The organism is Paenibacillus sp. Root444D2 (genome assembly GCF_001426375.1).
Classification (GTDB): Bacteria; Bacillota; Bacilli; order Paenibacillales; family NBRC-103111; genus Paenibacillus_E.
This window is the reverse complement of sequence record NZ_LMEO01000032.1, coordinates 1-21062: the sequence shown is the minus strand read 5'-3', so window position 1 is coordinate 21062 and position 21062 is coordinate 1. Positions and strand designations below refer to the sequence as shown.

Annotated in this window: 16 protein-coding genes and 1 other annotated feature; of the genes, 14 read left to right on the top strand and 2 right to left on the bottom strand. The window is 48.7% G+C overall.

Annotated elements, in window-relative coordinates; genetic code table 11:
• The first annotated feature begins 41 nt into the window (after positions 1–41).
• From ASD40_RS18280 to ASD40_RS18230, 10 genes are all read left to right on the top strand, one after another.
• Positions 42–1832: a cache domain-containing sensor histidine kinase gene (locus tag ASD40_RS18280; protein ID WP_057304619.1), complete on the top strand. Its 1791-nt coding sequence runs from the start codon at positions 42–44 to the stop codon at positions 1830–1832.
• Positions 1832–3445 carry a response regulator gene (locus ASD40_RS18275; protein WP_057304612.1) on the top strand — a complete coding sequence of 538 codons (1614 nt, stop codon included), beginning with the start codon at positions 1832–1834 and terminating at the stop codon, positions 3443–3445. The genes ASD40_RS18280 and ASD40_RS18275 overlap by 1 nt, the downstream gene beginning before the upstream one ends.
• 1081 nt (positions 3446–4526) lie before the next feature.
• On the top strand, positions 4527–4826 hold the full coding sequence (locus ASD40_RS18265) for a glycoside hydrolase family 95-like protein (RefSeq protein ID WP_057304610.1): 300 nt from the start codon (positions 4527–4529) through the stop codon (positions 4824–4826).
• A gap of 360 nt (positions 4827–5186) precedes the next feature.
• Positions 5187–6170: an ABC transporter permease gene (locus tag ASD40_RS18260; protein ID WP_057304609.1), complete on the top strand. Its 984-nt coding sequence runs from the start codon at positions 5187–5189 to the stop codon at positions 6168–6170.
• Between the two features lie 15 nt (positions 6171–6185).
• The gene (locus tag ASD40_RS18255; protein ID WP_057304608.1) at positions 6186–7067 is read left to right on the top strand and encodes a carbohydrate ABC transporter permease; all 882 of its coding nucleotides are present in this window, start codon (positions 6186–6188) and stop codon (positions 7065–7067) included.
• A 63-nt stretch (positions 7068–7130) separates the two neighbouring features.
• Complete coding sequence (locus ASD40_RS18250; protein ID WP_057304607.1) at positions 7131–8696, top strand: extracellular solute-binding protein; 1566 nt, start codon at positions 7131–7133, stop codon at positions 8694–8696.
• 91 nt (positions 8697–8787) lie between these two features.
• Positions 8788–11115 (top strand): glycosyl hydrolase family 95 catalytic domain-containing protein, encoded by a 2328-nt coding sequence (locus tag ASD40_RS18245; RefSeq protein ID WP_156390086.1) that lies wholly within the window; start codon positions 8788–8790, stop codon positions 11113–11115.
• Positions 11116–11232: 117 nt separating this feature from the next.
• Positions 11233–13005, top strand: a complete 1773-nt coding sequence (locus ASD40_RS18240; protein WP_235549303.1) for a sensor histidine kinase — start codon at positions 11233–11235, stop codon at positions 13003–13005.
• The gene (locus tag ASD40_RS18235; protein ID WP_057304604.1) at positions 12953–13693 is read left to right on the top strand and encodes a response regulator transcription factor; all 741 of its coding nucleotides are present in this window, start codon (positions 12953–12955) and stop codon (positions 13691–13693) included. The genes ASD40_RS18240 and ASD40_RS18235 overlap by 53 nt, the downstream gene beginning before the upstream one ends.
• A 76-nt stretch (positions 13694–13769) precedes the next feature.
• Positions 13770–14087, top strand: coding sequence for a hypothetical protein (locus ASD40_RS18230; RefSeq protein WP_156390084.1), 318 nt, complete (start codon positions 13770–13772; stop codon positions 14085–14087).
• A 132-nt stretch (positions 14088–14219) separates the two neighbouring features.
• Here the strand turns inward: ASD40_RS18230 and ASD40_RS18225 are convergent, their stop codons facing one another.
• Positions 14220–15059 carry a helix-turn-helix domain-containing protein gene (locus tag ASD40_RS18225; RefSeq protein ID WP_057304602.1) on the bottom strand — a complete coding sequence of 280 codons (840 nt, stop codon included), beginning with the start codon at positions 15057–15059 and terminating at the stop codon, positions 14220–14222.
• Positions 15060–15200: 141 nt separating this feature from the next.
• Here ASD40_RS18225 and ASD40_RS18220 point away from each other — a divergent pair, with 141 nt between their 5' ends.
• Positions 15201–18302, top strand: coding sequence for a glycoside hydrolase family 2 TIM barrel-domain containing protein (locus ASD40_RS18220; protein ID WP_057304601.1), 3102 nt, complete (start codon positions 15201–15203; stop codon positions 18300–18302).
• A gap of 131 nt (positions 18303–18433) precedes the next feature.
• Entirely contained in the window at positions 18434–19069 is a 636-nt protein-coding gene (locus tag ASD40_RS18215; protein WP_057304600.1) for a hypothetical protein, read from the top strand.
• A gap of 148 nt (positions 19070–19217) precedes the next feature.
• Here ASD40_RS18215 and ASD40_RS18210 read toward each other — a convergent pair whose 3' ends face one another.
• Positions 19218–19433 (bottom strand): hypothetical protein, encoded by a 216-nt coding sequence (locus tag ASD40_RS18210; RefSeq protein WP_057304599.1) that lies wholly within the window; start codon positions 19431–19433, stop codon positions 19218–19220.
• 59 nt (positions 19434–19492) lie between these two features.
• Here ASD40_RS18210 and nrdI point away from each other — a divergent pair, with 59 nt between their 5' ends.
• Entirely contained in the window at positions 19493–19879 is a 387-nt protein-coding gene (gene nrdI, locus ASD40_RS18205; RefSeq protein WP_057304598.1) for a class Ib ribonucleoside-diphosphate reductase assembly flavoprotein NrdI, read from the top strand.
• Positions 19880–20084: 205 nt separating this feature from the next.
• Positions 20085–20343: a binding site (T-box leader), on the top strand.
• 107 nt (positions 20344–20450) lie between these two features.
• The gene (locus ASD40_RS18200) at positions 20451–20915 is read left to right on the top strand and encodes a DUF5662 family protein (protein WP_057304597.1); all 465 of its coding nucleotides are present in this window, start codon (positions 20451–20453) and stop codon (positions 20913–20915) included.
• The last annotated feature ends 147 nt before the right edge of the window (positions 20916–21062 follow it).

Below are 21062 nucleotides of genomic sequence, written 5' to 3'. Positions count from 1 at the left end.
AGGGGGGCGGCTCCCTTTGTAGTTCATGGAAGGGGAAAGCTATGAAGATCAAACATCTTATTGAGAAATCGGTCATACGTTTGACCCGTTACATGAGCTTAAGAAGCAAAATCGTCCTATTCTACAGTCTGATTGTGTTCATTCCCACGGTTCTCTTGGCCGTCGGTGCCGGTTACCTGGCTCTGCACATTGTAAGGGCGAATTATATGCTGACCATCAAGGAAGCGGTCCGTCAAAGCGCACAAAGCATCGAATTCCGGAAGCAAAGCTACGATTTGCTCGCCATCCGTACAGCGACTGACGGTGAGTTGATCTCCCGCCTTTCTCGGGACTACGCGGATATGGAGGAGCAGCTGATGACGGTCCAATATGTGGACCGCTCTTTTCTGTTCACGAGCAAATATTTGCCTGGCATTGAGGATTTCCGCATTTACCATAGTAATGGGACTCTGGTTCAGGACGGCGGACTCTTGTGGAAACCGGAAAATCGGATGCTCTCCGGAATAACCGAAAAGGTCTGGTATGAAAACAACCTCCATTCTCCAGGGAATCTCAATTGGTCCAACGCCCTGGATGACAAGACCCGACTGGTTGTTTCCCACAAGATCATAAATACTTACGGGAACATTTATGGGGTTGTTTACCTGCTGCTGAACTACAACGTAGTATTCTCGGAATCTTTCGAGCACCCCTTTGAAGGGGCGGGGGAACTATTTATCGTGGACGAGAACGGCAATATCATCGCATCCACGGACCCCGGTGAGATCGGGGACCGGCTTGCCAGTACACCGCTCAAGGAGTATTGGGATAAACCTGGTGCCATGGGTTCCCCCAGCAACGGGAAACTCCTGATTACGCAGAAAATCAACTCCGAATGGACTGTTGCAGCCTTGGTGCACCTGAACCGGTTGGAGGAGCAATCCACTCGGATACTTTATACGGTAGGATGGGGAATCGCCTTTTTCCTACTCTTGTCGATCTTTCTGATCACGACGGTGCTCAAAAACGTGATATGGCGGATTCGCAAATTAGGAGTCCGGATGAACGATGTCTCCAACGGGGATTTTGAGGTTACGGTGAAGAACCGGGACAACGACGAATTGGGGGAGATCGAGATCTTGTTTAACTCCATGTCCAACCGTTTGGGCCGGCTTGTTAAAGAGCATACGCAAGCCATAATCCAGGAGCGGGAGCAGTCGTTCAAAGCGCTTCAGGCGCAAATCAATCCCCATTTCATTTATAATTCGCTCAGTTTGATCCGTTGGCGTGCCATGGACATGCAGGATGAGCTGCAGGTCCGGACCATCGACGCCTTGACAACCTTTTATCGGATTGCGTTGAACAACCGGGTCAATGTGACCAAGATTCGTGACGAACTCGAGCATTTAAAGGCATATGTCGAAATCCAGAAGTTACGTTACCCGGATCTGGTACACGTGGAGTGGCAGGTGAAAACCGAGGTGCTCGATTTGTACACCATCAAGCTGCTCCTACAGCCGATTGTGGAGAACAGCTATTTGCACGGAAACATAACGAAGAGAAAAGATGCCTTTATTCAAATCTCGATCCAACAGGTGGAAGACACGGTTCAATTCTTTATCTTTGATAACGGGAAGGGGATTCCCGCCGAGAAGCTGGAGGCCATCCGAGCCGGCACCCATACCGGTACAAGCAACGGGTTCGGCATGAACAACATCCGCGAAAGGCTGAACTTGTACTTCGGGCTGGAGGGGCATTTTTCCATTGACAGCATTGAGGGCGAGTGGACGTCCGTATCCATTCGAATTCCAGTTTGCGAAATACGTCCCGAACTTAAACGAGGTGATGAGTGATGATCCAGGCATTAATCGTCGATGACGAGCCGATGCATATCCAAGGGCTTGTTCGCCATATCGATTGGGAAAAATTGGGATACCATCAGCCTGTGACCGCCGAGTCGGGGGAGGAGGCGCTTGCGATTATGGCCGATACCCGGGTGGATGTTCTCATTACGGATGTGTCGATGCCCGGGATGACGGGGATTGAGTTGTTGGCCAAGTGCAAATCGGATTATCCGCATCTGCAGTCCATGCAAACCGTGATGATCAGCGGGTATGACGAATTTGAATTTGTCCAGGAGGCCATTCATCTCGGGGCCAAGGCCTATGTGCTGAAGCCCATCAAGACGCAGGAGCTAGAGGAGAAGCTAGCCGCGTTCCGCGATTCAATTGAGAAAAGGATTCGGATTGAACGGGAGACTACCGCCCTGAAAGAAAAGGTGACCGGCAGTCTCGACGTTCTGCAGGAACGGTTCGTCAACGACCTGATCGAGGGGCGGATTCTCAGTGTGGAGTTGCTGGAATCCTGGCGACGTCTACTTGAGCTGCCGGAAAGGAATTGGCAGACCAGTCTCTTTTTATTCGGATACGACAGGCTTACTCCTTCCAACGCGCACGATGCTAGGGAATGGGTTGTATTCAGCGAAGGGCTGATGAAAATCGTCAAGGTGGGTTTATCCGGATTCACAGGGACATACTTTGGCAAGACAGGGGTGGACGAAGCGGCGGTCATCTATCTGAATGCCTCCCCGCTAGACCGCGCCAAGCTGGAAAAGCAGCTAGCCTTTATACAAGACGTGCTAAGGGAGCAGTATAACACAACGGTGACCGTTGGAATCAGCAGGGAATGCCTCGGCTGGGAAGAGATTCCGCTATTGTACAAGGAAGTCAAATACATGATGGCCAACGGCAGACTGGCCGGTCCAGGCCAACTCCTCTATTTCGACAGGGGGGAAATGACCGAATACCGCGACTTTCGGCTACGCGAAGAATACATCCCCGAGATCGTCAAGATGCTGGAGAAGGGAGACAGCGGCAATGCCGTTGTATATTTCGACCATGCCTTCGACATGCTGTTAACACAGGAGCCGGTGTCCTTCTCGTATGTGCAGGCATTCGGCATGGGACTCATCAGCGAATTGGCGCGTAAGATCAAGCGGACCAAGGATTCCGATGGGGAATCGAACATCCTGATATGGCAGAAACTGATCATTTGCACCAACGCGACAGAGATCAGGGGAGTAGTTCTGGAGTATCTGAACCAATATAGCGTGTTAAAGCAGAAGGAGCAAACCAGGCAGCAGCATAACCTCGTCCATAAGATTTCGCGCTATCTGGAAGAACATCTGCAGGATAACGTGACGGTGAAGCAATTAGCCGAACAGTTCCATCTGAACGCCAGTTATCTAAGTGTTCTGTTCAAGAAGGAAACGGGCCAGACCATCTCGGAATTCGTGCAAGAGGCACGGATGGCCAAAGCGAAGGAACTGCTCGGGGATCCGAATATCAAGGTTTACGAGGTGGCGGAACGTGTCGGCTTTCAGACTGCGGCATATTTTACCTTCCTATTCAAGAAAATGGTAGGCACCACGCCACAGGAATTCAGAGATTATCACTACGAGGAGTGATCGCTTGTATATTACGTTAAGCTTGCTTGGTAGAGGTTTAGGCTAATTCAAAAACACATATGTATGAAAAAAATCACTTTAAACGAATATACTTAAGAAGATTCTTAGGGAATGGTGTGGTTGAAAACATTTGTTTAAATTTTTTAGAGGAGAGGGTCAAGATGGTTAGTTTTAGCTTAGTGTGATTAATCGTTCTAATTCTAATAGTTATTGTAATCTTTTATGCAGGTGGTATTAATGGACTTTATCAATCCAAGTGCTCTTCAAGTTCAACTTTTAGGTGTTCATATAACATGTTCGGAGTAATTGTTTAGTTAGCTTTTGAAGGTTCTTCTGGATATGGATTTACTATTGGGTTAATCGGGCTTTTTACAGGCATGTTCGGTTCATTTAGAGAAACCCAAAGGGCTCAAAAAGAGAAAGTTGATTGAGCTAACGGAAAACTATAGTTCAATCAATAAGGCTGCAGCAGATCGGAGGATCTGCTGCAGCCTTTGTTGAAGTAAAGGGCAGATTAGCGTAATAGATGACACGAATCTCCTTGAAATTATCAACCTATTCAAATAAGTAAGCCAGGGCAGGATTATACAGATAATAAGATTTTATTAATTCAACAGGACGGTAAATGACTCAATGGTCATCTGCCGTTTTTTATAATTTTAACGAGTGGTTCGATTTACAAAATGTGGTAAAATTATTGGTGAGGTTCTTATGAGGACTTTACTTATTTGATGAAAGATGGAAATTTTCATGGAGAGAAATCTTTTACTGGCAATTTCATTTATAATGGGATTTGGTTTACTTATTTTCCCTACTCCAGAAATGTTAACTTTCGATGGTACTCATGCTCTAGGAACCTTTTTAAAGAACACATTAAACATATTTGGTATACTATTAATGGTATATAGTAGTATAGAAGTCGTTATTAAATTATTTAAGTCACGAAATTAAGTAATAATGTATTGCTAACATAGAACATTAGTTAAATAACTACACGAAGGCAGCCTACTTCGTTACGGGCAGTTTACCGCAACTAATGGTGATTTTTATCGTCATTATAGTGGGTAGGAATAATTTTACGATGCTGCTTCAGAGTCATGCGGGCGAGCTTCATCTGCTCCCGGCGCTTCCGGCAGCTTGGTCAACGGGCTTCGTTCAAGGGCTGCGCGCTAGAGGCGGCTATACGGTCGACTTGGAATGGAAGGACGGCAGTCTGACGAAGGCCGTAATTGCCTCTACTGCCAGTGGACCATGCTGTATCCGAAGCGCGATCAGTTGTTCGATTACAGTGGAAGGGAAACCGGTCGAATCCGAGAGGCCGGCCGGCCTTCTCCGCTTTCATGCGGATGCCGGCGTCGTCTACACCGTGCTTCCGGATTGAAACGATTGCTTGCGTCAACGCCAATGCCCAAGCAGGGAAGAATGAAATAAAACCGCTTGTCGCTGCAGTTTAATCCGTGATCAAAGCAGAACTAGGCCGCACTAGCATTGGCCGGTAGATGACCCTCGGAATTCGTCAATTCGTCGGGGGTCATCTATTTTTTGTCCAGAAACGGAAGCGTACGAGGGACGATATCGCCGCGTTCTATGCGGATCGCAAACCGATTTGAACGGCGGCAACGGGATGCTATTGTCCGGGCACCTTGCCATCCGATCTTCAAAAATGACAACGCTTTCTTAAGAATGTTGGCTTTCGACGCTCTGATTCGAAGAGTACACTGAAAATAAAGGAGGAGCAGATATGGAGTTGGATACACGCGTAACCGGAATTAAGGGAAAAACAGAACAGCGAACGCAGTTTTGGAAGCGGTTTAAAAAACAAAAAACGCTGCACCTGTTCGTTGGGCTCGGCATGATATTTTTGCTTGTCTTCGCCTATACGCCGATGTTCGGCATTCTAATGGCATTTAAGCAGTATTCCATCTCTACCGGAATTAAGGGCATTTTTACAAGCGAATGGGTGGGATTAAAGCATTTCAAGGAGTTCTTTAATGACTATCAGTTTGGAACAATCGTTCGAAATACGCTGGCATTGAGTCTGCTAAAAATCCTTTTTGCTTTTCCGGCTCCCATATTGCTGGCCATTCTATTAAGCGAAGTAAAAAATTTGAAGTTTAAGCGTTTTGTCCAAACGATCAGCTATTTGCCCCATTTCATCTCGTGGGTTGTCGTCGCAGGCATCGCTTTCGCCTTCCTGTCGACGGATATCGGGATGGTCAATAAAGCGCTTCTAGGGCTAGGCATAATCGACAAGCCGCTTGACATATTGACGAACCCCAACTATTTCTGGGGACTGGCGACTGGAAGTGCCGTCTGGAAGGAGATGGGCTGGTGGACGATTATCTTCCTGGCCGCCATAGCGGGCATTAACCCGTCATTATACGAAGCCGCGCAGATCGACGGAGCGGGCCGCTTGGCTCGAATTCGCCATATTACGTTCCCTGGAATGAAAGGAACGATCGTCGTTGTACTTATTCTGACGATCGGAAGCATTCTGGGCGGAGGACTGGTGGGCTCCAACTTCGAGCAGGCGTTTCTGTTCGGCAACAGCATCAACAATCCGACCTCGGAGATCGTGCAAACTTATGCGTTTAAGGTCGGATTAAGAGACGGGAGATTTTCCTATGCGGCAGCGATTGATTTGATCCAGTCCGTCATTTCCGTCATCCTGATTTTCTCCAGCAACTACATTGCCAAACGCACTTCGGGATCAAGTCTATTCTAGGAAAGGGGAGCGTGCATGCAGCTCAGCCAAAAACAAAAAGATCGTATCATGGACGCTATGATTTATGCATTACTAGCCATTCTGACGTTATCGATGCTTTATCCGTTCTATTACGTCCTGATTCTTTCCTTCAATAAAGGAACCGATTCGCTTCTTGGGGGCGTCTATCTATGGCCAAGGACCTTTTCCTTTGAAAATTACGCGCGATTTTTGGATGACCCCCACTGGTACCGTGCTTTTTTGGTCACGATTATGAGAACGCTTGCGGGAACCGCCCTAGGCGTCCTTTTTACCTGTTTGGTTGCTTATGGGCTGTCTCACCGCGATCTTCTGTTTCGCAAAGGTTATTTCACGGTCATTATATTCGCGATGTACTTTTCCGGCGGTTTGATACCGTATTACGTCGTTCTGCGCTCACTGGGGCTGCTGAACACGTTTGGTGTCTATGTCATTCCTTCCATGTTAAGTACGTTTTTTCTGCTGATAGCCATTTCGTTCTTTCAGGAAATTCCGAGTGAACTCAAGGAGTCGGCTTACATGGACGGGGCTACCGAGCTCGTTATTTTCTACCGGATCATCCTTCCCGTCTCTATGCCGCTGATCGCAACCATGTCGCTTTTCTTGGGGGTTGGTCAATGGAACTCTTGGCTGGATTCCGCTTACTTCGTGCAGTCGGAAGGTCTGCGGACACTCGCTTTCCGGATGATGGAGGTTATCAACAAGAGCAATGCGCCGATGGACGCTATAGCCGTTGCGAACAGCGCTTCAGCGGGCGTCACCAGCTATTCTCTTCAGGTAGCGGCTATGGTTATATCTATCGCGCCTATCGTGTGCGTCTATCCGTTCCTCCAGAGGTTTTTCATTCAAGGCATTATGCTGGGTTCCGTGAAGGGTTGATTTTGTTGGCATGATATTAAAGCGTTTGCTTTAATATAAACATCACTTGTTGGAGGGGTTATTTTGAAAAGAAACAAAGGGAAGAAGGCACTGCTCTTATCGCTCATCCTAATGATGACGATAGCGCTGATGTCCGCATGCGGAAATAACAACGATGGTCAAGTCAATAACTCGGTGGGGAGCGAACCGCCCGCCAAAAGCAACGAGGTGAAGGAGCTATCCCTGTTTATCGATGCCTCCTGGTATCCGGTGAAGGAATGGACGGGAGCGGTTGCCGAGAAAATTACCGAAAAGACGGGAATCAAGCTGAAAGTGACAGTAGCCACGGACGACAAGCAGCTTCCGCTCATGATCGCGTCCGGCGATCTCCCGGATCTGGTTTTTACTAACGCGAACATCGAACGGATGTCCGATTCGAAGCTTTCTTATCCTTGGAACGAGCTGATCGAGAAATACGCGCCTGACTTTAAGATCGATCCGATACGAATTGCGATCCACACGATGGATGACGGCAATTTCTATACGGTGCGCAACTCCTTCGCGACGCAGGAGGAAATGGCGCAGAACAAATACTCGGTCGGCAGCGACGGCAACCCGGGTATCGCGGTGCGCGAGGATATTCTGCAAGAGCTCGGCAATCCGTCAATAGACACCATTGACGACTTTATGAAGGTTTTGGGCATGGTCAAAGAAAAATATCCGGACATGATCCCTCTGATCATGGACAAAGATTGGATCGAGCAATACTTCCTGACGCAGTTCGGCGTCGAGGGCCTTCTGAACGGCTGGTATGAGCGGGACGGAAAAGTGGACTATGCGATCAGACAGCCGGAAATGCTGGATTTCTTCAAGTTTATGAACCGTCTGTACCGCGAAGGGGACATTCTGGCGGAGAACTTCGGCTATACGAACGATCAGATCGACGATCAGTATGCGACCAGCGGGAAGGCATTCGCGCATATGCATACGGTCAGCATAGCAGACTCGGACAATATCAAGGTCAAAAACGCCGGCGGTTCGTATACGTTCCAAATGCTGCCTAGCTCCATTTCGAAAGATGCGAAAGCGGTCAGCTCCGGACTGGGCTTTGCAGGTACGTTTATCACGAAGAAAAACAAGGATCCGGAGGCGTCGATCAAGTTCCTTAAATATCTGGCGAGCGACGAAGGCAAAAAGTTAACGATGTTCGGCGTCGAGGGCGAGCATTGGACCTGGAACGACGAAGGGTATCCGAATTTGAAATACGATCCGTCCGACGCCGATTTCGTCAACAGCAACGGAATCAAATGGTGGTACCTGTACAACGACGGCGTTACGGAAGGCATGTTGAGCTACGTACCGGGAGCGCAGAAGACGAAAGCGTTGATGGAAAGAAAGGCGTTCACGGTTTACAAGCCGGAGCTCGGCTTGATTCAGCTGCAGCCGGATTCGGACGAGAAGACGATCAAAACGAAGATCGACGAGATGATCAAAAACGAGAAGGTTAAAATCTACTTGGCGAAGTCGGAGGAAGAAGCCGTGGCAAACTACGAGAGCATGGTGAAGAACGCCGAGAAGATCGGTCTGGATCGCTTGGTGGATTGGGCTAACCAAACCTATAAGAAGAAGAAGGATTTGTTTAAAAAATAAGACTGGGTCCGTCAGGAGCGCTGCGCGTTCCTGACGGACTTTGCACGCTATATTGCAGGTGAAGGCAAATGGGAGAACGGAAGGCGGGAAAATGATGAAGCTGGAGTATGATTCGCCCGGTACGGCATGGAAAGAGGCTCTTCCGATTGGCAACGGACGGCTGGGAGCAATGGTGTTCGGAGCAGCGGAAACGGAAAGAATCCAGATCAACGAGGAGACGTTGTGGTCGGGGGCGCCGCACGATTATAACCGGCCGGACGCGGGGCAATATTTGCAAGAAGTCCGGAGCCTGATTTTCAATGATCGGATCGAGGAGGCGGAGCGGCTGTTTCTGGACCGCATGATGGGCGAGCCGATCCATCTGCAAGCCTACCTGCCTTTTTGCGAGCTGAATCTGGCGTTCCCCGGGCATCGCGAGGTTACGCGATATCGGCGTGAATTGGATCTGCGGCGGGCGGTGGCGACCGTATCCTATGAAGCCGACGGATGCGAATACACGCGCGAAATCTTCTGTTCCCGCCCGAGCGGCTGCCTGGTGATTCGGCTTTCGTGCGGCGAGCGGGGCAGTATCGCCGTAGACGCGTCTTTGTCCAGCGTCCACCCCGATGCGTCCGTTCAATCGGACGGCAGCCGTGCGATTCGGCTGACTGGACGGACCGGAACGCGCAAGGGTCCAAGAAATTGGAGCGGCTCTTGGGAAGGTCCGGGACTCCGATTCGAAGGGAGGCTCACGGCTTTTTGCGAAGGCGGCTCGTGCGCGGCCGGCGACGGCGTCCTGCGCATAGCGGAAGCGAGTGCCGTAACCCTCGTTTTTTCCGGAGCGACAAGCTTCTTGAACTACCGGGACATGGGGGGCGATCCTTCGGAATTGAACAATTGGTATATGGCGCGCGTCTCCGAACGACCTTATCGCGAGTTGCTGGACGAACACGTCGAAGACCATAAAGCCTTGTATGAACGAGTCTCGATAAGGCTGGGGGGAGCCGGGGCGGACGAGCGAACTGGCGGCAAGCGGCGTCCGACGGATCGGCGCGTACTCGACATTCGGGAGACGGAGGACCCGTCGCTCGCCGCGTTATATTTTCAGTTCGGCCGGTATTTGCTCATTGCGTCTTCCAGACCGGGCGATCAGCCTTCCAACTTGCAAGGCATATGGAATGAAGAAGAATGGCCGGAATGGGGAAGCAAATGGACGACCAACATCAACGTCCAGATGAATTACTGGCCGGCGGAGGTCGGAAACTTGCCGGAATGCCACCTGCCGCTGTTCGATCTGATCGACGATCTTCGCGTCACCGGCGCGCGCACGGCGGAACTCTATTACGGCGCGAAGGGCTTCGTCGTCCACCACAATACCGATTTATGGCGCGCCGCGGCCCCGGTCGACATCCATGCCGGAATATGGCCGATGGGCGGGGTATGGTTGGTCCAGCACTTATGGGATCACTTCGAATACAATACCGACCTTGACTTTCTGAGGGTACGGGCCTACCCTGCCATGAAAGAAGCCGCCCGATTCGTGATGGACTTCCTGGTGGAGGCTCCCGAAGGCGTCAAATTCGCCGGTCTGCTGATTACCAATCCTTCCTATTCGCCGGAGAACGCGTATCGGGACGGCCGCGATCGAAGAAGGCATCTCACGATCTCGTCCACGATGGACGTGCAGTTGATCCGAGACTTGCTCGAACGTTGTTTGATCGCAAGCGAGCTGCTGGGCGAAAATTCGGCGTTCGAACACGAAATCCGAAAGGTTCTGGACCGGATCCCCCCCATGCAAATCGGACGATTCGGCCAATTGCAGGAATGGCCGGAGGATTGGGATCGACCGGAAGATTCGAACGGCCACGTTTCTCACCTTTACGGCTTATATCCCGGCAATCAGATATACGAGGATACGCCCGAAACGTTCGAGGGGGCGCGCAAAAGCCTCGAGCTTCGCCATCGGAGCAAGGACCGAATCCTGGCTTGGCCGGCTGCTTGGCGGATAGCGCTGCACGCCAGATTGCGAGACGGGGAGAGCGCGCGCAAGCGGCTCGTCGATCTCTTGGCGGGATCGACCAATCCGAATCTGCTCAATCAGCATGAGCCGTTTCCGATGCAGATCGACGCCAATTTCGGCGGAACCGCGGGCATTGCGGAAATGCTGCTGCAAAGCCGATCCCGCTATCGAAACGGAAAAGCCGAATACGAAATCGAATTGCTTCCTGCCTTGCCGGAAACATGGCCGGAAGGCTCCGTCTCGGGCTTTCGCGCCAGAGGGGGATTCGAAGTCGGCATGACTTGGGCGGAAGGAAGCTTAATCGGAGCCGAGATCCGTTCCCTTTGCGGAATGCCTTGTACGCTGCGCTATAGGAAGCGATCGATCCGATACACCGTGAAGGCTGGCGAATCGTTTCAATTTGATCCGTTCTCACGTTAACCGGGGTTTGCGGAATTGCAAATCTGGAAGGGATGCGCCTCTATCGGAATTCTTTAGTACATGATATGTTAACGATATATGGATTCCGCATCGGAGGGAAACGCCGCCTTGAGCATCATGCGCAAAATCGTGCTTGGTTACGTGATTATGATCTTTATCCCTGTTCTGGCATTCGGTTATCACTATTACACGCAAATCTACGGCAACCTGACGCAACAATTCGTGGAGAGCAGGCAGAAAATCCTGGAGCAGGCTTACGCCAATCTGAAAACGGATTTCGCCCGAATTCAGTCGGTCCACCGGGTGCTGCAATACAATCCTTACTTGACCGATTATCTGGACGGCGTATACGAATCCGACGCGGACAGCATCTACGCGCTGACCCGCTATATTCTCCCGCTTAACACGCAATCGATGTTCGCTAATCCGGAGATCGAATCCATCGTCATTTATAAGATGAAGGATCGGGTATTGCCCATCACCAATCTGTTTCGCGATCGGTCTATGCTGGATCCGCAAACGGAACAAACCGTCTCGTCCCTGAAAGCCGGACAGGGGAAATGGCTGCGCGCCGATCCCGCGGCGTCGGATCCGGACCTGATCTATTACCAGTACATTTACAATACGCAAATTACGGAGCGAATCGGCCTTCTTGAAATTCGGGTACGCAAAAGTTTAATCCATAACTTCTATGCGGCCGCGGGTGTGGAAGGAAGTTGGAGAGCGTTGCTGTTGTCCGGACAGGGCGATCCGTTGACGAACGAAGCGCCGGCGTTGGACAAGAAGACATTGCGTCTTCTGCAAGCGGATGACAGGAAATTTTTTATCAACCGGCAAACGATCGTCAATCAGCTGAAGCTCGAGCCGCTGGACGTTCGCGTCATCGTCACCGGTCAGGTGGGAGACGTATTCCGTTCCGTGAAGAAGAAGGAAATCGTCTTGGTGACGATGATCGTGCTTCTGTTGATCGCTTTATCCATCGCCTATTACCTGCTGGCTTCGACGATTACCAAACGGATTCTTCGGTTGGCCCGGCATATGCGTACGCTGAACGACAAAAACCTCAGGCAGCTGACGATCAAAAACGGCAAGTTCGAAAAGGATGAAATCGGCTTCCTGATCGTCACCTATAACGCGATGGTCCGGCGAATGGACGAGCTCATCAACAACGTCCACCGAGCTGAAATGCGCAACAAAGAAGCGGCATACCAGGTGCTGCAAGCGCAGATCAAGCCTCATTTCCTCTATAACACGCTCGAGACGATCCGCATGGTCGCCGAGGCTAACGACGACAAGGAAGTCGCCGATATTTCCTTCTGGTTCGGGAAACTGATGCGGTACAGCTTGTCGTCCGCGCGGGAAGAAACGGTTCTTGCGAAGGAAATCGAGATGGTTTCCTTTTATATGAACATCCACAAAATGAGGCTCCAAAGCAGGCTGACTTTTGAAATTCAAGTTGCGCTGGATGCCGAACGGCTGGCTTGTCCGCGATTCCTTTTGCAGCCGCTTATCGAAAATGCGATCGTGCATGGAGCTTCCGCCGTCCTTCGACCCGTCCATATCTCGCTGCAGGCGACGGAAACGGAAAGCGAGATTACGATCGACGTTACCGACAACGGCAACGGGATTACGCCGGAGAAGCTTCTCGCGCTTCGCGAACGGCTGTCCAGGCACGACGAGCCTAGAAAGGCAGAGGAGCGGGTCGGCGTAGGTTTGAAAAACGTCAACGAACGAGTCAAAAGCTTCTTCGGAGGAGAATCCCGACTGGAAATCCTCAGCGAGTCGGGCAAAGGAGCCTGCTTGCGCATTATCATCGTGAAAAGGAAGGTGGCGGACGTTGAAGATCTTGATCGTAGACGACGAACCTTTGATTCTGAAAGGGTTAGTTAAAATCGTCGAGGAAGTCGCGCCTGTCGGTTCCGACATTTGCTCGGCCATCAATGCCCCGGAGGCATTAGAGACAATGAAGCGCTTTATGCCCGATGTGACGATAACGGATATCCATATGCCGGAGAAGAACGGATTCGAATTAATTCAGGAGGCCAGGCTTGAGGGGTTATGCGATCGATTTATTATCCTGACCGGCTATGACGAGTTCGACTATGTCCGTCAGGCCCTTCGCTCGGGCGTCGTGGATTACTTGCTGAAGCCTTTGGACAAAAAGGAAATCGCGTCCCTGCTGAGCCGCGTGAAGGAGGAGCTTCCCGCCGCATCGGATTCGGATTACAGTCGGCACGCCGAACGGATATTAGCCTATTTGCAAATGAACTATATGAACGATCTGTCCCTCGACCATCTTGCGGATCGCATGAGTCTGCATCCGAATTATATTAGCAGCTTGTTCAAGAAGGAGACGGGAGACACCCTCGTCAATTACTTGAATGCGTTACGAATCCGGGAAGCGCAAAAGCTGCTGAAAACGCAGCCTCATTCGACCGTTTGCGCGATCAGCCGGCAGGTCGGCTTCGATACCAAGCACTACTTCGCGAAGGTGTTCAAAAAATACACGGGAACGACTCCCGGCACCTACCGCGAAAATCAAGAAGAAATCGAACGTCATGAATCGCCTAATACCTGAAGGTTTTCTTCATTCGCGCTTCACAGGCGAACAACTTAACAATTCCTTGCTTCATTTTCTGACGGGGATTAATTTCTTGAAACCAGAAAGTTTATTGTTCGCCAGCATATCTGGATTAGATGAAGAGGTAGACGCTATAAAAACTGAAACTCCAGTTTCATCCACCTCATCAGCGATTGGTTTAAATAACCAATCACCAACAATTATTTCAACACATCCAACTAATGTTGACCCTCAAGATGATGAACCTCAGAAGAATAACGATACGGCTACCAATAATAATACTCATCAGAATGAAAATAATGGTCAACCTTTTAATTCTCCAGTAAAAGAAAAACAAGATGCTATATTTATTTATCACTCTCATGCTGTGAATTGCGATCGATTTAATTAAACTCTTGTCTTTTGAAATTTATCAAGAGCCGAAAAACTGATGAATGATAAGGGAAGCGAAGGAACGATATCTCGCTTCCTTTTCTGATTTTTTATTAAGCAAGATCCTCCTGCCCTTTGCTTAGTTTCTTGCTTATCTGTGGCGGTTACGGATATAACGTCCTGGAGGCATTCCTTCCGATTTCGTAAATTGCTTGGTAAAGGAATAAATATCCCCATAACCAAGACTAACGGCTACGTGTTTAATGGGGAGTCCGGAGAGGAGCATCATTTTGGCCTGTTTCATTAAATGTTCAATGTGGTACCGCTGAGGGGAAACTCCGGTTGTGGCTTTAAATAGCTTCCTGAAATTCTCATAGCCCATATTTACGGCTGCTGCGGCTTCCTTAATATCGTAATGGATATCATTGGCGCCGCCGATTAGTTGGCAAGCTTTTGAGATTTTATGATCATTGTGCTCTCTCTGAGTATGATGTACGCTGCCGTGCAAACGGATAATGAGTTCTTGAGCTTTCATCAGCAAATAGGGGAGCCTTTCATCTACAGCGGCTTTAAGAGAGTTAAGCAGGGCGGCAAATTCATTCAAAATATCGCTTGTATGTCGTGTCGGCTGCACCTCTTGGTCGGAATTTATGATGCCTAGCGTTTTGAGGTAATGATAGACAGGATAACCTATGCTGATATAAAACTCGATCCATTCCCCATTCGGCTCGATTTCGGTGGAGTGCATACGATCGGGCAAACGTTGTACCAGATCCCCTGCTTGCATTGTAATAACAGTGCCTTCCTTTGAGATAAATCGTCCGTTGCCTTGCAGGACCAACAAACAGCTGTAATATCCGATCCTGAAGTCATACTGGGAGCGCTCTGCCGTTCTTTTTCTCATAAAGCCGCATGACAAAATGCCCTGGTCGAAATCGTCTCCGATACACCGGTATACGACATCGTTTTCTTTTATAGCATCGAAATTCATATCGTCACCGCACCTACCAAAATGGATAAATGAATTACCAGACCTAACATTTTATATAAAAACTTGTCCTTATATTATAAGGGTATCGACTTTCATAGCACAACCAATTAAGACAATTTATGAGGGGGTTATTCGAAACGTATGAAGCTGAACAGAGACTGGGAGAATCCGCATGTCGCTCACAAGAACCGTCATCCCATGCATGAGCCGTATGGAATATACGAAACCGTGGAACAGGCGCTAAGCGGCGACCGGAGAGCGTCAAAATACGTAAAATGCTTAAACGGCACTTGGAAATTTAAAACGTTTTCATCTCCGGATGTAGTAACTGATGAGTTTTATCATCCTGCATATGACGTGTCCAAATGGGATGATATCCCTGTTCCTTCCAACTGGGAGTTGTTCGGATACGGGAAACCTATATACACTAATATTAAGTATCCCTTTGCGCGGAAGGGGGCGGACTCTCATCACGAAATTCAACTGAAGCAAGATGAATTTGTTTTGAATCCGCCTTATGTGCCGGAGGATAACCTCACCGGATGTTATGTCCTATCGTTCGAAATTCCTGAACATTTTAACGGCAGAGATTTGTTTATCGATTTTGCCGGTGTGGAATCCTGCTTTTATCTGTGGTTAAACGGGAAGTTCGTCGGTTATTCGCAGGACAGCAAGCTTAACGCTTCTTTTGATATTACCGATTACATCCAAACGGGGCAAAACCATTTGGCCGTTCAGGTGATGCGATTCGGAGCCGGTTCTTATCTGGAGGATCAGGACTACTGGCATCTATCGGGTATTTTCAGAGATGTTCTGATTTATGCAAAACCGCGAATGCGAATTCATGATTATAAAATCGAAACGCTTTTCCCGGGTGATTATGACAATGCCGAATTAGCCGTGACGGTTTATCCTAATAATCAAGCAAGCTGTTATGGGGAAGCTCACGTGCGTCTGTCTCTTTATGATCACGATCGAAAATTGGTTACGCAATTTGAGACGCCGAAGTTTGCGGATTTCAGATCCTACCTGCAAGACAACTATGTGGCGAAAGTCAAACAAACCATTAAGAGTCCCCAATTGTGGAGCGACGAAATTCCTTACCTCTATAAATTGGTATTGGAAATGATCGACCCTGACGGAAATGTCGTTGACATCGAGAGTGCAAATGTCGGCTTCCGAGAAATCAGCATCGATAACACCGGGATATTGAAAATTAACGGCAAACGTCTCATAATTCGCGGAACCAACCTTCATGCATTTTGTCCCGAAACGGGGCGCGTGGTGTCGACGGAGTATATGAGTGAGCAGATCAAGATCATGAAATCGCTAAATATCAATGCGGTAAGAACGAGTCACTATCCGCATGCCGTCGAATGGTACGACCTTTGTGATGAACTGGGCATATATGTTGTGGATGAGGCCAATATTGAGACCCATGGCATCGGCGGCCAGCTCAGCGCATCTCCCGAATGGACGCATGCTTATATGGAACGTGCAGCACGGATGGTGTTGCGAGATAAGAATCATCCCTCGATCATTCTGTGGTCCTTGGGAAATGAGTCCGGTTACGGAGCGAACCATGCTGCCATGTACGGATGGATGAAGGAATATGATAAAACAAGATATGTTCAGTATGAGTCCTTGAATCCTCCGGCCAATATTTCCGATATCATGGCGCCCATGTATCCTCAGAAGGATTGGATCGTGGATTGCATGACGAGCAGCGATGACTTGCGGCCGTTTATTATGTGTGAATATGCGTACGCGAAAAGCAACAGCAACGGGAATTTCAAGGAATTCTGGGACCTTATTTATAAATTCCCGCGGTTTCAGGGCGGCTTCATTTGGGATTTCCAGGATAAAGCGCTTGTCCGGCATGATGAATCTGGGAACAAAAAATATGTTTATGGCGGCGCCTTCCAGGAAGAGATTATTGATTCCGCGCCCGATATGTGCCTGAACGGCATTGTATTTCCGGATTTAACGCTGAAACCGGCTGCCTATGAAATTAAAAATGTACAAGCTCCCGTCCAGATCGATTGTTTTGAACGGCCTTATGATGTTCCCGGTAATAAAAGTTATCGAATTTATAATCATTATACGCATCGGGACTTAAGCCACCTGGACATCGGTTGGGAACTTGTTTGCGACGGGAAGGTTGTGGAAAACGGTACATTACCCCGATTACACACGCCGGCCGGAGCTATCGAAAGACTTCAGGCACCATACGATCCAACCAAGGTCTCTGGGGAAGCGTTCCTGAATTTTTATGCTTATCTGAACGAGGACACCTATTATGCAAATAAGGGAACCTGTATCTATGCATGCCAGGTCGAGTTGAAAGATTCCGTATATGAAATACATACCGGGGATATTCAAAGTGGGAGCCTGGTATATGAAGAAGCTGCGGATCGAATTCATATTTATAATGAAAATACGAACGTGGTCTTCTCGAAAGAAACGGCAGAGTTCATTTCTGTCAGATACAATAATCAAGACTACTTTACGGGCGGAGCGAACAATTTCTATCGGCCGCCAACGGGGATAGACGCAGGTGTGCCTGGTGAGACGCTAAACTATGCAGATGATTGGAGAAGCCTCGGGCTGGACTCCGATCAGAAAGAGATCAAGCGTATCCGGGTATATGCAGCGCCTGCATCAGTCATCATTCAGGTTCATGTTCTTTATCATGGATGCATTGAAACACTTACGGAGTATGCGATTGGCGGTAAAGGCATTGAAATTACTAACACTGTCGTGAATAATGCTAATGTCGATACCTTACCGAGAATCGGTCTGAGCTTTACCTTCCCTGCTGCCTGGAAGAGTATCAAATGGTATGGCCGCGGGCCATGGGAGAACTATGCGGACCGTAAAACGGCTGCCTTCGTCGGTATATATGAAAGCTCTGTTGAAGAACAGCATGTTCCCTACATCGTGCCGGTTGAGTGCGGGGGCAAGGAAGATGTCCGTTTTTTGTATGTGTCGGCGGATGACCGCAAGGTAAAAGTTACCTCGGCGGGTCACTTCCATTTTGACATCCATCAGTACAGCATCGGACAGTATGACAATGCCGCCTATGAGGACGAGCTTGGCACATCCGATTCTGTTTTCCTTCATATCGATTACAAACATGCAGGTCTTGGTGGAGATACTGGATGGACCAAAAATATTCACGATGAATATAAAATCGAAAAGGGCATCTATGTATACAAGATCACTTTAGAGATCGTGGATTGAATAGTAGATCCTCGAAAGCGAAGGATAGAAGTGAATTTTTGATAAAGGCACTGGCCAAAGTCAGAGGTCTTTATTGATTAACGACGATTCATTGGCATTGGCTTCTAGTACATCGGATCGGACTCCGCAATGTGCATCAGCGCCTTATTCTGACTTACGGGGAAGGATATGGGCTGAAGCAATTCCTTGACTACCTGGCGTCCGAACAGGCTCAAGTCCTGATCAACTGGGGCGTTGAAGGAAAGCATTATGTAATAGAGAACGGCAAACGCGTCGTTCCGGCAGACGTGCAGAAGCGTATCATCGAGGATAACGAGGCGTTCAAGAAGGAATCCGGCGTTGAATCCTATGTCACCATGGGACTCCACTATGGCGATGGCGTCAAGGATTCTACCGGCAATTTCTTCACGAAGAAGAACCCTGAAGAAATTCAGAACAAGTATACGGCCGCGGACAAGGAAACTTTGAAGGCCTATGGCGCCACGGTTTGGGCGGATTTCTTCACGCCAGTGAACGACATGCCGGCGAAGCCTTGGGGAGCGGCCTGGAATCTCTCCTTACCTGCCGACGGCGAGGTCTCGATCCTGCAAACCAAGGTGAAGGATATTACCTGGAGTCGGATCCCTCAGGCCATTATGGCTAAGCCGGAGAAATTCGACCAAATTTGGGATGAATATCAACAAGAACTGATCAGTACCGGTGTAGAGAGAATGGAAAAAGGATTTTCGAAATACATCCAGGATCGCGTCAAGCTTTGGAACGAATAGGAACTAGTTAAGATTATTCGCAGCCAAGATCTAGTCCATCGGGACCGGATCGGGTCAGTACGATTTGGAGAAAGTTAAATTCCGTGAGCCTAACTGGCTCGCGGAATTTTTTACTTCCTCGGCCAACTGACAAACGATACGGCGGCAGTCATCGATCCGTTCTCGCCAGCCACTCCTCCCATTTTCCTCTGTCTCCCCGACTTTCAATATAAACGCTCGTACAGCACCAATCCTGGGAAGGCAACAACTTCTTCGTTTCCGCAAGCAAATGCCGGTACGCTCTCTCTATGCGGTTGCCCGGACGCTCCGACATCATCCGCAAAAGCAAAGATCCCCCGTTTTTGGATAATACCGCAGCTGCCATACAATCCAATTTCGTTTTAGCCACAAAGATGAAGCGGGTCGACCAGCCTAGGGGATATAATGGACGGGCTTGGACAACTAAATTTTGTCTTACATCGATTTATTAAAAAGGCTGCTGGAGCTGGCCTTGAGGCAAAAATGATCCGGATTCATAAGGATATAGTGATAAGTGAACCATTTGTTCTTATAACTTATACTACCGGAGCCGGACAGGTGCCTGACGAAGTGCAGTCCTTTCTGAGGGCGAATTACCGTTATCTCCTTGGTGTTGCTGCTAGCGGTAATCGGAACTGGGGCAATCTGTTCGCTAAAAGCGGGGAGACCATCGCACACCAATTCGGGGTACCGTTGTTGCTGCAGTTCGAGCTCTCCGGTACATCTTCAGAAGTGGATGCGTTTGTAACGCATACTCGCGCTGTCTTTTCTCCTGCTGCATCTGCAGTCTGAATATGCTTTGTGAATAAGGATCATAGATCAATGAGAGAAGGGAACCCCTTAGGAGCTCCCTTCCTTCGTATTTGTTACCTCCTCATTTGTTGATACAATGAGCATGAAAATAAAGTTGTAGAGTGCCGGCGGGCATTAAGCTAACGGGCAGGATACTTTCAATGCTGTTGCATTTACAAACACAGCATCCCACTGGTAATATTAATCAAATGCAATGATGTGAAGAGTAAACAAGGCGTACTTTTACAGAGAGCTCCGGTTGCTGAAAAGGAGTAAAGGATACCTTGTTGAACCAAGTCACAGAGCATCACATCGGAACCTGAATTGGCTCAGGGGGTGGTGTGACAGGAGCTCCTGTTACAGAGCTAGAGTATAAGCATGAAGTGTCATACCGTACTCGATAAGGCTAATCTGATGACGGATTAGTGAACTGGGGTGGCACCACGATGAATCTCGTCCCCAAGACATTGTTCTTGGAGGTGGGATTCTTTTTGTTTTCTCTGAACAGTTAAAAAATCATGATTTCATTCAAGCAGAATGAAATTTATTCTTGAGAGGAGAAATATATACGATGATGAAAGCTTATTGGAGATATTTCTTATATATCATGAATCACAAACTCAACGTTTTGATCGAATGTTGGAAGGAAGGCTTGTACTTTCAGGGAGTTATTCATGATTTTTCGAAATTTTCACCGGCTGAGTTCTTTCCCTACGCAAAGAAATTTTATTCCGGAAATCCTTTGGACTTGGATGAGGAGCTGAATTGGAAATATGCTTGGCTTCGTCACCAGCATAAGAATAAGCACCATTGGGAGTATTGGGTTATTAACCCCAACACAAACGAGGCATTGCCCATGCCAAAGAAGTATGTAATTGAAATGGTATGTGACTGGCGTTCCTTTTCAAGGAAATGGGGGAAAAAAGTAAAAGAGTCTACTCTAAACCTTACAGATAGCATAGTAGTCCATCCGGAAACGAAAAGAGAGCTTGAACTTATGACATCCACTCAACGAACTGATAAACCGTTCAACTAATAGAAACGATAGTAAGGAGCTTGCCTCGCGGCAACTCCTTTTTTGTTCAGCGTGCCCAGAGGCACGCATTATCTAGTTGGTGCAAGTCCAACCACGGGAGGGACCAAGCCACCCTTGTAGCTAGGATGCTTGCGTATGGCGAAATCT